This is a genomic window from Lichenicoccus sp., assembly GCF_965277665.1.
In the GTDB taxonomy this organism is placed as follows: domain Bacteria; phylum Pseudomonadota; class Alphaproteobacteria; order Acetobacterales; family Acetobacteraceae; genus Lichenicoccus.
In genome coordinates this window covers 3,422,090-3,436,405 of the sequence record NZ_OZ255835.1, presented here as the reverse complement: position 1 = coordinate 3,436,405, position 14,316 = coordinate 3,422,090, and the positions used below count along the sequence as shown (strand labels likewise).

Below are 14,316 nucleotides of genomic sequence, written 5' to 3'. Positions count from 1 at the left end.
CCTGTGCGGCATCGATGTGCCAGGCTCGTAGCTGTTGAGGCAACGGGCAAAAGGAGCCGTCCACCATGGAGATTACCACGATCGGTCTGGACATCGCCAAGCGCGTGTTCCAGGCACACGGCGTTGACGCGTCCGGCCAGGCGGTGCTGCGCCGCAAGCTACAGCGGGCGGAAGTGCTGGCGTTCTTCAAGAGCCTGAAGCCGTGCCTGGTCGGCATCGAGGCGTGCGGCACGGCGCATTATTGGGCACGGGAGATCAAGGCGCTGGGCCACGAGGTGCGGCTGATGCCGGCGAGCTACGTCAAGCCCCCAAGCTACGTCAAGCCCTACGTCAAGCGCGGCAAGACGGACGCAGCCGACGCGGAAGCAATCTGCGAGGCCGTCACCCGGCCGACCATGCGTTTCGTGCCGGTCAAATCGGCCGAACAACAGGCCGTGCTGATGCTGCACCGGACGCGCGAGCTGCTGGTGCGGCAGCGAACCATGCTGGTGAACGCGTTGCGCGGGCATATGGCCGAGCTCGGCGTGATCGCTCCCCAAGGGATCAGCCGCGTGGCGGACCTGGTCGCCGTGCTCATGGGGGAGAACACGGCGAGCGTGCCGACGCTGGCCCGCCACGCCCTGCGTGGGCTGGCCGCGGAGTTGGAAGCAGTGGGCATCCGGGTAAAGGAAATCGAGGCGGCAATCCTGGCCTGGCACAAAGACAACGAGGTCAGCCGCCGGCTTGCGACCATTCCCGGCGTGGGGCCGATCACCGCTTCCGCCATCGTGGCCACCGTCACCGATCCCACCCAGTTCCACTCCGCCCGTCAGTTTGCCGCCTGGATCGGGCTGGTGCCCAAGCAGAACAGCAGTGGCGGCAAGCAACGCCAAGGCGGCATTTCCAAGCAGGGCGATCGAACCCTGCGGCGGTTGCTTGTGCTCGGTGCAACGGCGGTAATCCGCCACGCCCGAACCAAGAGCACACCGGAGGTGGCCTGGCTGAAGGGTGTGCTGGAGCGTCGCCCGGCACGGCTCGCATCCGTGGCGCAGGCTAACAAAACGGCGCGCATCGTTTGGGCGCTGCTGGCCCGGGGCGGAAGCTATTGCACGCCGGCAGCAGCTACACCGGCCGTGGTTTGACGGCGTAACAGGATCCCTGCCGGCCAACGCCGCGGCTGGCAGGGTGTGAGGGCAGCAACGACGTGATGGCAAACCGGTCGAACCCGGGGCTTGGCAGAACCCGTTTAGAGTCTTGCGCCTCCGAGCGCGCGAAACTGATTGGGAGCCAGGCCGCGAACTGCATCAAGGCCAGCGGTCATGGGCCGCGCAAACAGGCCGGACACATGACCGCACCCGACCGCGGCGCCGAAGTCAAATTGCCCTTGCGTCAAGGGAGCCGTCCACACAAGGCTCTAAGCTATCCAGCTGTGGCATGACGGCCACGTCACAATTGTAGCAAGTGCGTGACAACCAGTTTCTGCTTGACAGTGATGTTGAAACCACTCGGAGGAGGTCGTAGTTAATGAGTTGTCCGCGGTGACGTCCCCCCCCCCACCCGCACCTCGGGCAAATACAGGCGGCGCGGCCGATGCGGTCGCGCCGCCGCCTTTGCGGGCTCCGGCTGAGTGATGCGCATCGGCGTTGCCGGGATCAATGGTCGGGTCGGCAGCGTGCTCATCGAGGCAATCCGGCAGCGCGGCGACCAGCTCACCGGTGGTTTCGACCGTCCCGGTGCCGGGCGCCAGGCACCAGCGCCGGACATCACGTTGTTCCACAGCCTCGAAGAACTCGCCGCCGTCTCGGACGTGGTCGTCGATTTCACCGTGGCTGCAGCCGTGACGGCGCACTCAAACGCCATCTCTCGGCATCGGGCGGCGTGGGTGCTCGGCACCACCGGATTGTCCGAGGCGGCCCAGCTCGGGGTGGTGCAGGCAGCGCGACACGTGCCCGTGGTGCAGGCCGCCAACTTCTCGCCCGGCGTGACGCTGGTGCTCGACCTCGCTGCCCGCCTGGCGGCGGCGCTGCCGCCCGAGGACTACGACGCCGAGATCGTCGACATGCATCATCGTCAGAAGCTGGACGCACCGTCGGGCACCGCGCTTGCGATCGGCAACGCGGTCGCCGCCGCGCGCGGTACCACGCTCGCGGCCGTTCGCGACAGCGGGCGTGACGGCGTGACCAGTGCGAGGGCGACCGGCGCGATCGGCTTTGCCTCGCTGCGCGGCGGCCAGGTGGTCGGCGAGCATACGGTGCTGTTCACCGCATCTGACGAGCAGATCGGCCTGACGCATCGCGCCTTCGATCGACGTACATTCGCAGCCGGCGCGATCCGGGCGGCCCACTGGGCCCACGGCCGGCCACCGGGCCTGTACAGCATGCGGGACGTTCTCGGCCTGCGCTGAGGCACACCGGGCTGCGGCTGCCGTCCTTGACCGCACCGGCCAATTCCGCCAAATCTCCGGCGCCCAAACGTCGCCGGAACGTTACTCCCGTCGCGGCGGGGTCTTACGCGGCGAGAGGCATACCATGCGCGACAAGGGCGAGTTCCTGTTCACCTCGGAATCCGTGTCCGAAGGACATCCGGACAAGGTGGCGGACCGGATCAGCGACACGGTGCTCGACGCCTACCTTGCGGCCGATCCCGAGGCTCGTGTCGCCTGCGAAACCATGGTCACCACCAACCGGATCATTCTCGCCGGTGAAGTGCGCGGGCCCGAGGGTGTCAACGAGACGCTGGAACATGCGGTGCGCGAGGCGGTGCGCGACATCGGCTATGACCAGAAGGGCTTCTCCTGGCGTCACGCCGAGTTCCACAACTACCTGCACGAGCAGTCCGCCGACATCGCGGTCGGCGTCGACAGCGCCGGCAACAAGGATGAGGGCGCCGGCGACCAGGGCATCATGTTCGGCTTCGCGACACGCGAGACGCCGTCGCTGATGCCGGCGCCGCTGCACTACGCGCACGGCATCCTTGCCCGCATCAACACCCTGCGCAAAGCCGGCGATGCGCGCGCGCGCGGCCTGCTGCCGGATGCCAAGAGCCAGGTCACGCTGCGCTACCTCGACGGCAAGCCGGTCGGCGCGACCAGCGTGGTGATCTCGACTCAGCACGAGGAGAGCCTGACCCAGGCCGAGATACGCGAGGAACTCACCGCCATCGTGCGCGACGTGCTGCCCGAGGGCTGGATGTGCCCGGATGCCGGGTTCTACACCAACCCGACCGGCATCTTCGTGATCGGCGGCCCGGACGGCGATGCCGGACTGACCGGACGCAAGATCATCGTCGACACCTATGGCGGTGCGGCGCCGCACGGCGGCGGCGCGTTCAGCGGCAAGGATCCGACCAAGGTCGATCGGTCGGCGGCCTATGCCTGCCGATACCTCGCCAAGAACATCGTCGCCGCCGGTCTCGCCGACAGCTGCACGCTGCAGATCTCGTACGCGATCGGCGTCTCGCATCCGCTGTCGGTCTATGTCGATCTGCACGGCACCGGACATGACGTCGAGGAGGCCAAGCTCGAGGCGGTGTTGCGCCAGGTGATGGACCTCACCCCGCGCGGTATCCGTCGCCACCTGCGCCTGAACCGGCCGATCTATGCGCCGAGCGCCGCCTATGGCCATTTCGGACGGACCCCGGATGCTGCCAGGGACGACTTCACGTGGGAGCAGACCGACCTCGCCGCGACGCTGGGCGACGCCTTCGGGCATTGATTGCGGCCAAGCCGCCGCCCGGCCGCCTGTACGGCCGCCAGCGCAGTCATCCGCTGCGGCCCAGGCAGCAGAAGCTCCTCGACGAGACGCTGCCACGCCTGCGCTTCAAGCCGGAGCTGGCCGCCGACCCGGCTGCGGCCTTCGGACGACCGCCATCGGCGCTGTGGCTGGAAGTCGGCTTCGGCGGCGGCGAGCACACGCTGGCCCAGCATGCGGCGCATCCCGACATCGGACTGCTCGCCTGCGAGGTGTTCGAGAACGGGCTGTGCTCGCTGCTGACGCGCCTGGTGCCGGACGGCGAGGAGGCGACCGCGCCGCTGCCGGACCTGCTGCGGCTGTGGGATGACGACGCGCGCACGCTGCTGCAGGCGCTGCCGGAAGGCTGCCTCGACCGCATGTTCCTGCTGTTCCCCGACCCCTGGCCGAAGTCGCGCCACGCCAAGCGCCGGTTCGTGCACCCGCAGACAATTTCGCTGGTCGCGACCAAGCTGCGTCCCGGCGGCGAGTGGCGGATCGCCAGCGACGATCCGACCTACCAAAGCTGGGTTGACGAGGTGATGCGCGAGCAGTCGCTGTTCACCGGCAAGGCGCCTGCTTTTGTGCGTCCGGATGGCTGGCCGCCGACCCGCTACGAGGCCAAGGCGCTGGCTGCGGGACGGAGGCCGTTGTACTGGAGCTTCATCCGGGCCGGCTGATCAACGTCGGGAGGCTGCCGCAAGATGCTGCAAACGCTCGTTGCCCTGTTGCTTGCGAGCGTGGTGATGGTGCCGATCTCGCGCCGGCTGGGCTTCGGCGCCGTGCTCGGCAACCTGGTCGGGGGTGCTGTGATCGGACCGGTCGGCCTCGGCCTGATACGCAGCCCAGGCCAGATCGCCAGCGTCTCGCAGCTCGGCGTGGTCATGCTGCTGTTCCTGATAGGGCTGGAATTGCGACCGCGGCGGCTCTGGGTGATGCGTCGCGCGGTGTTCGGGCTCGGCTCGGCGCAGGTGGTCGCAACCAGCGTCGTGCTGGCCTTGCTGATGGTCTGGCTGCCCGGGCTCGGCCTGCATACCGGCGGCTGGGCCGGCCCGACCGTCCTTGCGGTCGGACTCGCGCTGTCCTCGACCGCCATCGTGCTGCCGATGCTGGGCGAGCGCGAGCTGCTCGGAGGCCGGGCCGGGCGGGATGCCTTTGCCGTGCTGCTGCTGCAGGACGTCGCCTTCATCCCGCTGGTCGCCCTGGTGCCGCTGCTGGCCGCCGGCAACACCGCGCTCAGCCATGCCATCCCCTGGCAGAGCGTATCGCTCGGCGCGGCGGCGATCGCCGTGATCCTGGTCGGTGGCCGCTACCTGGTTCCGGCCTTGTTCCGGCTGATCGGCGGGGCGCGGTCGCCGGACGTGTTCACCGCCATGGCGCTGCTGACCGTGCTCGGCACCGCCTGGATCGCCAGCCTGGTCGGGCTGTCGATGTCGCTCGGCGCCTTCCTGGCCGGCGTGCTGCTGTCGAACTCGACCTGGCGGCACGAGATCCAGGCCGATATCGAGCCGTTCGAGGGCGTCCTGCTCGGCTTCTTCTTTCTCTCGGTTGGCATGTCGGCGCGCCTCGGCCTGCTGGTCACCGCACCGGTCACCATCCTGCTCGGCAGCATCGGCCTGATCGCCGTCAAGGCCCTCGTGGTATTCGCACTCGGCCGGATCGCTGGGCAGCCGGCCAAGGAGGCGGCGCGTTTCGCCGCCGCGCTGCCGCAGGGCAGCGAGTTCAGCTTCGTGCTGTTTGCAGCCGCGATCGGGGCCGGGGTGCTGGCGCCGGCGCAGTCCGAGATCGCGACGCTGGTGATCGCGCTGTCGATGGCCGCGACCCCGGTGTTGTTCAGCCTGTCGGAGCGGCTGCTGATCCCGCGCCTGGGCCGAGCGGCGGCGCCGGTCTATGACGAGATCGACGGCCAGGACGCGCCGGTGATCATCTGCGGCGTCGGCCGGGTGGGCCAGATCGTCGGCCGTGTCCTGCGCACCCAGGGCATCCGCTTCACCGCGCTGGACCAGGACCAGGACCAGATCGAGATCCTCCGCAGGTTCGGCACCAAGGTCTATTACGGCAATCCCTCGCGGCCGGACCTGCTGCGCGCGGCCGGCGCCGAGACCGCGAAGCTGCTGGTGGTGGCGCTGGCCGATCCCGAGGAGAGTGTGCGCGTGGTGGAGATCGCCCGACGCAACTTCCCCGACCTGCGCATCCTGGCCCGCGTCCGCAACCGGCGGCATGCCCACCTGCTGATGCAGCTCGGGGTGCACGGGCTGGTGCGCGAGACCTTCCATTCGAGCCTGCGCCTGACCGAACAGGTACTGGACGGCCTGGGCTACGACCGGGCCGTCTCGCGCGAGCTTGTCGCCCGCTTCCAGGAGGCCGACGAGCGCACCCTGTACGAGAGCCTGGCGTATTTCGATGACGAGAAGCGACTGATCCAGGGCAGCAAGCAGATCAGCGCCGAGCTCAGCGGGCTTCTGCAGGGTGATACGCTGCCGCAATCCCCGCGGCCGGGTGCCACCGGCCCGAGGCCGGAGCAGACCGTCACGTCTCGAAGCTGACGCCGGTCAGTTGCTCGGAGAGCGTCCACAGGCGCGAGGCAATGACGGGATCGGCTGCCTGCGGCATGATGACCGAAGCGCCGACCGGGCCACGGGTCTCGCCGAGGCCGGTCGGGCCATAGTAGCCGCCGCCCCTGGCATCGGATGCGATGGCGGCGAACAGCGACGGCAGCGCGCCGTCGCGGGCACTCTGCGCCAGGGTGTTGAAGCTAAAGGCCATCAGCTTCTCCTTCAGCCCCGGGGCGCCCTGGCCGGGCCCGTTGAAGACGATGTCGGTGCGCGACCAGCCGGGATGGGCCGCCACGCTGAGCAGGTTCCAGTGATGTTGCAGGGCACGCCGCTGCAGCTCGATGGCGAACACCAGCATGGCCAGCTTGCTGCGGCCGTAGGCACGGAACGGGTTGTAGTTGCGTTCGGACTGCAGGTCGCCGAGGTCCAGGGTCGCGCGCCGGTGCGCGAGGCTCGCGACGCTGGCGACGCGGCCGCCGCCTGCGGCGTTCTGCAGGGCGTGGCGCAGCCGTCCGGTCAGGGCGAAGTGCGACAGGTAGTTCACGCCGATCTGCCGCTCGAAGCCGTCCTCGGTCAGCAGACGCTCGGGGAAGCCCATCACGCCGGCATTGTTGACCAGGATGTCGACCGCGGGATGCGCCGCCAGGATGCCGTCGGCGAAGCGCGCCACCGACGCCAGGCTGTTGAGGTCGATCATCTCGAAGCGCGCGTCGGAAGCGGGCAGGGAGCGCTTGATGCGTGCCACCGCCTCGGTGCCCTTCGAAGGATTGCGGGCAGCGAGGATGGTGGTGGCCCCGCGGCGGGCCAGTCCGAGCGCCGTCTCGTAGCCGATCCCCCCGGTCGCACCGGTGACGATGGCAATCTTGCCGTTCAGGCTTGGTGCATCACCCAGGGTCCAGCCGTCTCTCGTGCGCGCCATGCTCCCGCCCCCTGCTGCCTGCTCACAAACGCTGCCCACTCACAAACGCCGTCGGGCCACAAACACGGCGCCCCCGCGGCAGTTGCCCGAACCCCCCGGCACCCCGGGCGCTGCACCGTTATGGATCATGATGACACCAGCATCGCCCATATGCGCCAAGCCATCGCGCTGGCGAAGGCAGCGCGGACGGCGCCCGGCAGCTCCCCGATCGGCTGCGTGATCGTGCTGGACGGGCGCATCGTCGGCGAGGCGCATAACGAGGTCGGGCTGCGGCACGATCCGACCGCCCATGCCGAGATCGTCGCCATCCGGCGCGCCTGCGAGAGCCTGGGCCGCGACGATCTGCGCGGCGCCACCCTCTACTCGACGCTGCAGCCCTGCGGCATGTGCAGCATGGCGAGCATCTGGTGCAGCATCGCGCATATCGTTTACGGCGCCTCCCGCCAGGACGTGCACCGGATGTATTTCGAGGATCGCCATCTCGATGTGGTGGACATCCTGCACGACGCCTTCCGCCGCGACATGTCGACAACCGGTGGCGTGCTGGCGGAGGAATGCGCAGCCTTCTACTACAAGCCGGGCGATGCGCCACCGCGCGACGAGCAGGCGAACGTCTGATGCGCGAGGCCGTTGGCTGGATGCGGGCGGGCGCGATTTGAGGCAAGGCCGGAACCGGCTATATCGTGCCGAAGAGATGACCATGTCTGCACTCCAGCCCTGAATGCGGCTGGAGCGAGGGAGAGTTCTGGCTGTGTCCGAGCGGGAAGCGATGGCGTTCGATGTCGTGGTGGTGGGGGCCGGTCCGGCAGGACTGGCGGCCGCGATCCGGCTGAAACAACTGGCGCCGGACGCCACCGTCTGCGTGGTCGAGAAGGGCTCCGAGGTCGGCGCGCACATCCTGTCCGGCGCGGTGATCGAGCCCCGCGCGCTGGACGAGCTGATCCCGGACTGGCGCGAGCGCGGAGCGCCGCTGCACACGCCGGCGACCGAGGACCAGATGCTGTACCTCACCGCGACCGGCTCGTACCGGGTGCCGATGCTCGGCACGGTGATGCCGCACATGAACAACCACGGCAACTACATCGTGAGCCTCGGCGAGGTCTGTCGCTGGCTCGGCAGGCAGGCCGAGGAACTCGGCGTGGAGATCTATCCGGGTTTCGCGGCCGCCGAACTGCTCGAGGAGGACGGCCGCATCGTCGGTGTCGCCACCGGGGACATGGGCATCACCCGCGACGGCGAGCCCGGCCCGAACCACGCACCGGGGATGGAGCTGCGCGCCAGCTATACCCTGTTCGGCGAAGGCTGCCGCGGCTCGCTCGCCAAGCAGCTGATGGCGCGGTTCGGCCTGCGGGAGGGCGTCGATCCGCAGACCTACGGGCTCGGGATCAAGGAGCTCTGGGAAATCCCGGCCGCCAGGCACAGACCGGGCCTGGTGCAGCACAGCTTCGGCTGGCCGCTGGACCGCGCCACCTATGGCGGCTCGTGGCTGTATCATTTCGGCGAGAACCTGGTGTCGTATGGCTTCGTGGTCGGGCTCGACTATGCCAACACCTGGCTGTCGCCGTTCGACGAGATGCAGCGCCTGAAGACGCACCCGTCGGTGCGGCAGCATCTCGAGGGCGGCAAGCGGCTCTCGTATGGCGCGCGCGCACTGTCCGAGGGCGGGCTGCAATCGGTGCCGCGGCTCAGTTTCCCGGGCGGCGCGCTGCTCGGCGACAGCGCCGGCTTCCTCAACGTGCCCAAGATCAAGGGCACGCACACGGCGATGAAGTCCGGCATGCTGGCGGCCGAGGCGGTGGCCGATGCGCTCGCGAAGGGCCGGCCGGCCGAGCCGCGCTCCTATACGAAGCGGGTGCGGGCCTCGTGGCTGTGGACCGAACTGCGCGACGTCCGCAACGTGCGGCCGTCATTCGCGCACCTCGGCACGCTGGGCGGCGCGCTGTATTCCGGCTTCGATGCGATGGTGCTGCGCGGCCGCGCGCCGTGGACGCTGCGGCACCGGCACGCCGACAACCAGGTGCTCGACGACGCCTCGGCGTCGCCGCCGATCGCGTATCCGAAGCCGGACAACACGCTGACCTTCGACCGGCTGTCCTCGGTCTATCTGTCCAACACCACTCACGAGGAAAACCAGCCGGTCCATCTCAGGCTGCGCGATCCGGCACGCTGGCAGAGCGTGAACTGGGAGCGCTACCGCTCGCCCGAAAGCCGGTACTGCCCGGCGGCCGTGTTCGAGGCGGAGGATACCGAGGCCGGCAGCGCTTCGGGCCCGCGTCTGCAGATCAACGCGCAGAACTGCGTGCACTGCAAGACCTGCGACATCAAGGACCCGACGCAGAACATCGACTGGGCGGCGCCCGAAGGCGGCGGCGGCCCGAACTATCCCGGCGGCATGTAGAAACTTCCCGAAAGCGATAACGAGCTCATGAAACTCCTCGTCCCCGTCAAGCGCGTCGTCGACTACAACGTGAAGGTGCGGGTGAAGGCCGACGGCTCCGGCGTCGAGACCGCGGGCGTCAAGATGTCGATGAACCCGTTCGACGAGATCGCTGTCGAGGAAGCGGTGCGCCTCAGGGAGAAGGGCATCGCGACCGAGATCGTGGCGATCTCGATCGGCGTGCAGCAATGCCAGGAGACGCTGCGTACGGCGCTGGCGATGGGCGCCGACCGCGCGATCCTGGTGCTCACCGAGGCGAGCCCGGAGCCGCTAGCGGTGGCCAAGCTGCTGCGTGCGCTGGTCGAGCGTGAGCAGCCCGGCCTGGTGATCATGGGCAAGCAGGCCATCGACGACGACATGAACGCGACCGGGCAGATGCTGGCCGGGCTGCTCGGCTGGTCGCAGGGCACCTTCGCAAGCCGGGTCGAGCTGTCGGACGGCACCGCCACGGTCACGCGCGAGGTGGATGGCGGACTGGAGACCGTGGCCCTGACGCTGCCAGCGATCGTCACCGCCGACCTGCGGCTGAACGAGCCGCGCTACGCCTCGCTGCCGAACATCATGAAGGCACGCAAGAAGCCGCTGGAGACGGTGTCGCCGGGCGATCTCGGCGTCGATGTGGCACCCCGTCTGACCACGCTGAAGGTGGCCGAACCACCGGTGCGCCAGGCCGGTGTCAAGGTAGGCTCGGTCGCCGAACTGGTGGCAAAGCTGCGAACCGAGGCAAAGGTAATCTGACCATGACCGCTCTCGTCCTGCTCGACCATGTGGACGGCCACATCACGCCGGCCTCGCGTTCCGCCGTCACCGCCGCCGCGGCGCTGGGCGATGTGCACGTGCTGGTGACCGGCACCGGGATCGGCGGTGTTGCCGAGGCGGCATCGAAGATCGCCGGGGTCGGCCGCGTGCTGCGCGCCGATGCCGAAATCTACGACCGCGCGCTGGCGGAGCCGCTGGCGGCCCTGCTGGTGCGGCTTGCACCCGGCTACGATCATGTGCTGGCCGCCGCCACCGCATCCGGCAAGAACGTGATCCCGCGCGCGGCCGGCCTGCTCGATGTGCAGCCGATCAGCGAGATCGTCGCCGTGATGGACGCCGAGACCTTCGTGCGGCCGATCTATGCCGGCAACGCGCTCGCAACTGTGCGCTCCGCGGACGCGAAGAAGCTGATCACCGTGCGCGCCGCCAATTTCGATGCCGCTGCCGCCGAGGGTGGCAGGGCAGCGATCGAGGATGTGCAAGCAGGCGAGGTGCCGGCTTCGATCTCGCGTTTCGTCTCGACCGAACTGTCGAAATCCGAGCGTCCGGAACTGGCCTCGGCGCGGGTGGTGATCTCCGGCGGCCGCGGCATGCAGAACGGCGAGAACTTCAAGCTGATCGAGCCGATCGCGGATGCCCTGGGGGCCGCGATCGGCGCGTCGCGCGCGGCGGTCGATGCCGGGTACGTGCCGAACGACTACCAGGTCGGCCAGACCGGCAAGATCGTGGCGCCGGAACTGTATGTCGCCATCGGCATCTCGGGCGCGATCCAGCATCTCGCCGGCATGAAGGACAGCAAGGTCATCGTCGCCATCAACAAGGATGCCGAGGCGCCGATCTTCCAGGTTGCCGATTACGGGCTGGTCGCCGACCTGTTCGCGGCACTTCCCGAGTTGCAGGCGGAGCTCGCCAAGACCGCCTGAGCGCGCTGCGGAAAAACCCGCGAACTATGCATTCACTACGAAACGAAAGCAGGCCAGGGGCTTTGCCCCCTTCGATCCGCTTCGCGGCTCAAGCCCATCAAGGCGAGGCCTTGAAATCCCTTCTTTTAGAGGAGCGGGGTCTAGGGCCCCCACTGCTCCAAGACGGGGCCCCAGCGGGTCAAGGGCGGAGCCCTTGCGCTTGCTTCTTCGCAGCCCGCTAGGGGTCCGGTAAAAGCGTACCCGAGTGTTCGATTCAGGTTGCCGACGGCATACAACGCCAGGCTCGCCCCGAACCATACCCCCGCCACTTGAATCAGCGGCGCTCCTCGGCGATGTGCCAAAGCACGCCTGTCGGGTCCCACACATAGGCAACGACGAGACCCCATGGCTGGAGCGTCGGCGCGGCCGGCGGGCCGACGCCATAACGGGCAGCAAGATCAAGAGCAGCAATGCGTGCCCACCAAGCCTCTACGTCTTTGACAAGCAAGTGCATCATGAAATGCTCGGCAAAGCCGTCCCGATCATAAGACTGAAGCAAGAAGGCGAAGGGGCCGAGGTGCATAGACGCCATCCCGTCTCCAAGCCGAAAGGTAATGAAACCCAGATCTGTATAGAATTGCAGGCTGATATTAAAGTCTTTGGCGGGCACGAACGGTCGCATTGCGATGACGTCTGCTGCGGAATTGCGGTCGTCCATCTATGTCTCCCCAATCACGATCCGAGCTTTGGGATGGGCTTATACCGCCGCAGTCAGGCTATATTTGCTATAGCCACGGAGCAGCTTCGTTCCCCGGACTCGGCGGTAGGCATGCGTTAAACCGGGATTTGTCAGATATTCACGATCTGCTTGACCTGTGCAAGCAGGTCGAGCAACAGGTCCACGGTCGCTTCGATACTGCCCAACCCTTTTGCTTCCCTGGCGCGGCCGCCGAGCTCGAGGTCAATCGCGCCGTGCAGCGTGGCGTAGATCAGCCCGGTCAGCCTTGTCGTTTCAATCGGTCGGAGGCTTCCGCCCGCCTGGCACCGCTGGACAATGGCGCCAAAGGCCTGGAACGCACCCACTGCTGCGATCTCCATGGCGCCGCCTGCCGATGGCAAATCCGGGTCGCTGAACAGCAGGCGGTACCGGGCCGGGTGTTCCCGCGCATAAGCGATCAGCACCCTCGCTGCCCCCCCGAGTGACGGGCCGACATCCTGCAGATTGCCGGCTTCTGCCTGGAACGCTTGTCTCAGCCCGTCGAAGTCCCGCTCCGCAACTGCAGCCAGCAGGGCGCTGCGGTCGCGGAAGTGCCGGTACGGCGCGTTATGCGACACGCCCACCATGTCGGCAACCGCCCGCAACGTGACCGCGCCCTGCCCGCCGGCGTCCAGCAAGTCGGACGCTACCGCGACAAGGCGCAGCTTGGTGTTTTCGACCATGCGGGAAACTTGACCGTTCAGGTTGACAACGTCAACCGCACCGCCCAGGTTGACGCTGTCAACAAGAGGATCTTGGGTATGCAGACTGTCGTTGTAACAGGTGTCTCCAGCGGCATCGGCAAGAGCATCGCCTTGCTGATGGTCAAAAGCGGCTGGCGGGTTTTCGGCAGCGTACGGAAGGATGTGGACGCTCAGGCGCTCCAGGCTGAGCTTGGCGAGGCGTTCGTCCCGCTCGTTTTCGACGTTGCGGACGATGCCGCCGTCATCGCGGCATCGGTCGCGGTCCGGGCACGATTGGCCGGCCGAACCCTGGACGGACTGGTGAACAACGCAGGCATCGCCTTATCCGACCCTCTGCTTGTCCAGACCGTTGCCAACTTCCGCAAGCAGATCGAGGTCAACCTGGTCGGGATGTTTGCCGTCACGCGGGCTTTCGCACCGCTGCTCGGCGCAGACCCGGCCCTTACAGGACCCAAGGGGCGGATCGTCAACATGAGCTCGGTCGGCGGCAGGATCGGGCCACCCTTCCTGGGCGCCTACGCCGCTGCCAAGCATGGCGTGGAGGGCTTCTCCGACAGCCTCCGCCGGGAACTGCAACTGGTCGGCATCGATGTGGTCATCATCGGACCCGGTTCTGTCGCAACACCGATCTGGGACAAGTCGGAAGCAGTGCCATCCGCCCATCTCGCCGGAACGATTTGGGAACGGCCTTTCCGCGCGTTCACCGACTACATGATAAAGGATGGACGCAAAGTGCTGGCGCCTGAGCGCATCGGCGAGGTCGTAAGGACGGCGCTCACGACCGCCAAACCCCGAGCACGCTACGCGCCGGTTCCGGGCAAGTTGCTGAACTGGATCCTGCCCACGACGCTGCCTCGCCGCGTCGTGGACCGATTGATCGGCAGGCAGCTTGGCCTAATGAAGGGCCCGGAGACCGCGAACGGGCGCCAGCAGTAGCAGGCCTCCTGCGGCGTGCGCCCGCAGCGTCGCCAAGCGCTGGTGGCTTCTCCGCAGCCTGTTAGGCCGGCTTTATGCGCGGGCCGTAGATCCGCATCGATCTTTTATGGCCCGGGATCTAACTCTTTCTGCACCGGCGATACGATACGCCGCGATGGAGAGAGATACATGGGCGAGACACTTCGCGATCGTCGACTTCGCTATGCGCGCGCGATTCTGGACTCCCGGTCGACGGCGACCGCACTGCTCGGGGAGAGTTCCGACCTGGACGGCCTCCGCGTTCTCGTACTCGGCGCGGCTGCGTCCGAGACACTCTGCGCGTTGATGCATACCGAATGCCGCAACGCCGAGGCGCGACTGCCGGATGCGAGTTGCGACGCCCGTATGGCGGACCTCGTCCTGGCGCCGCATGTGACGCTGGTCACCCTTGGGCGTGTGGTCAGACAGGCGGCGTGGGCGCTCGACCAGCATGGCCGAATCGTGATTGCGGTGCCGGGCGGCGAGCGCGACTTCATCGGCAGCGCGACCAGGGAGCTGCTGCAGGCCGGCTTCGAGACACCGATCCTGCAGGGCGGGCACGGACAGATCTGCATCCATGCCTCGCCCGGCGAAAGATCAAGCCGGAACTGACCTGTCCCCC

Annotated in this window: 14 protein-coding genes; 11 read left to right on the top strand and 3 right to left on the bottom strand. The window is 67.7% G+C overall.

The features are described 5' to 3' along the window. Positions 1-65 precede the first annotated feature (65 nt). The 5 genes from ACQY4O_RS16090 (at position 66) to ACQY4O_RS16070 (ending at position 6,253) form a co-directional block, all read left to right on the top strand. Positions 66-1,121, top strand: coding sequence for an IS110 family transposase (locus ACQY4O_RS16090; protein WP_428374762.1), 1,056 nt, complete (start codon positions 66-68; stop codon positions 1,119-1,121). 488 nt (positions 1,122-1,609) lie between these two features. Next, entirely contained in the window at positions 1,610-2,383 is a 774-nt protein-coding gene (dapB, locus tag ACQY4O_RS16085) for a 4-hydroxy-tetrahydrodipicolinate reductase (RefSeq protein ID WP_428377353.1), read from the top strand. A 124-nt stretch (positions 2,384-2,507) separates the two neighbouring features. Beyond that, positions 2,508-3,692, top strand: coding sequence for a methionine adenosyltransferase (metK, locus tag ACQY4O_RS16080; RefSeq protein WP_428377352.1), 1,185 nt, complete (start codon positions 2,508-2,510; stop codon positions 3,690-3,692). Beyond that, positions 3,689-4,387, top strand: a complete 699-nt coding sequence (gene trmB / locus ACQY4O_RS16075) for a tRNA (guanine(46)-N(7))-methyltransferase TrmB (protein WP_428377351.1) — start codon at positions 3,689-3,691, stop codon at positions 4,385-4,387. Before metK ends, trmB begins: the two co-directional genes overlap by 4 nt. A 24-nt stretch (positions 4,388-4,411) precedes the next feature. Beyond that, on the top strand, positions 4,412-6,253 hold the full coding sequence (locus ACQY4O_RS16070) for a cation:proton antiporter (RefSeq protein WP_428377350.1): 1,842 nt from the start codon (positions 4,412-4,414) through the stop codon (positions 6,251-6,253). Here ACQY4O_RS16070 and ACQY4O_RS16065 read toward each other — a convergent pair. After that, on the bottom strand, positions 6,237-7,181 hold the full coding sequence (locus ACQY4O_RS16065; protein WP_428377349.1) for an oxidoreductase: 945 nt from the start codon (positions 7,179-7,181) through the stop codon (positions 6,237-6,239). The genes ACQY4O_RS16070 and ACQY4O_RS16065 overlap by 17 nt on opposite strands. A 150-nt stretch (positions 7,182-7,331) precedes the next feature. Between ACQY4O_RS16065 and ACQY4O_RS16060 the strand changes: the two genes are divergently transcribed. From ACQY4O_RS16060 to ACQY4O_RS16045, 4 genes are all read left to right on the top strand, one after another. After that, a complete protein-coding gene (locus tag ACQY4O_RS16060; RefSeq protein WP_428377348.1) occupies positions 7,332-7,799 on the top strand; it encodes a nucleoside deaminase in 468 nt (155 codons plus the stop codon). A 151-nt stretch (positions 7,800-7,950) separates the two neighbouring features. Next, positions 7,951-9,579, top strand: a complete 1,629-nt coding sequence (locus tag ACQY4O_RS16055) for a 4Fe-4S dicluster domain-containing protein (RefSeq protein ID WP_428378223.1) — start codon at positions 7,951-7,953, stop codon at positions 9,577-9,579. Between the two features lie 27 nt (positions 9,580-9,606). Then, on the top strand, positions 9,607-10,356 hold the full coding sequence (locus ACQY4O_RS16050) for an electron transfer flavoprotein subunit beta/FixA family protein (protein WP_428377347.1): 750 nt from the start codon (positions 9,607-9,609) through the stop codon (positions 10,354-10,356). A 2-nt stretch (positions 10,357-10,358) separates the two neighbouring features. After that, positions 10,359-11,300, top strand: a complete 942-nt coding sequence (locus tag ACQY4O_RS16045; protein WP_428377346.1) for an FAD-binding protein — start codon at positions 10,359-10,361, stop codon at positions 11,298-11,300. A 313-nt stretch (positions 11,301-11,613) separates the two neighbouring features. Here the strand turns inward: ACQY4O_RS16045 and ACQY4O_RS16040 are convergent, their stop codons facing one another. Then, a complete protein-coding gene (locus tag ACQY4O_RS16040) occupies positions 11,614-11,997 on the bottom strand; it encodes a VOC family protein (RefSeq protein ID WP_428377345.1) in 384 nt (127 codons plus the stop codon). A gap of 131 nt (positions 11,998-12,128) precedes the next feature. After that, positions 12,129-12,719 (bottom strand): TetR/AcrR family transcriptional regulator, encoded by a 591-nt coding sequence (locus ACQY4O_RS16035; protein WP_428377344.1) that lies wholly within the window; start codon positions 12,717-12,719, stop codon positions 12,129-12,131. 9 nt (positions 12,720-12,728) lie between these two features. Here ACQY4O_RS16035 and ACQY4O_RS16030 point away from each other — a divergent pair, with 9 nt between their 5' ends. Beyond that, positions 12,729-13,676 carry an SDR family NAD(P)-dependent oxidoreductase gene (locus tag ACQY4O_RS16030; protein ID WP_428377343.1) on the top strand — a complete coding sequence of 316 codons (948 nt, stop codon included), beginning with the start codon at positions 12,729-12,731 and terminating at the stop codon, positions 13,674-13,676. Between the two features lie 168 nt (positions 13,677-13,844). Next, positions 13,845-14,306, top strand: a complete 462-nt coding sequence (locus tag ACQY4O_RS16025; RefSeq protein ID WP_428377342.1) for a hypothetical protein — start codon at positions 13,845-13,847, stop codon at positions 14,304-14,306. Positions 14,307-14,316: the final 10 nt, after the last annotated feature.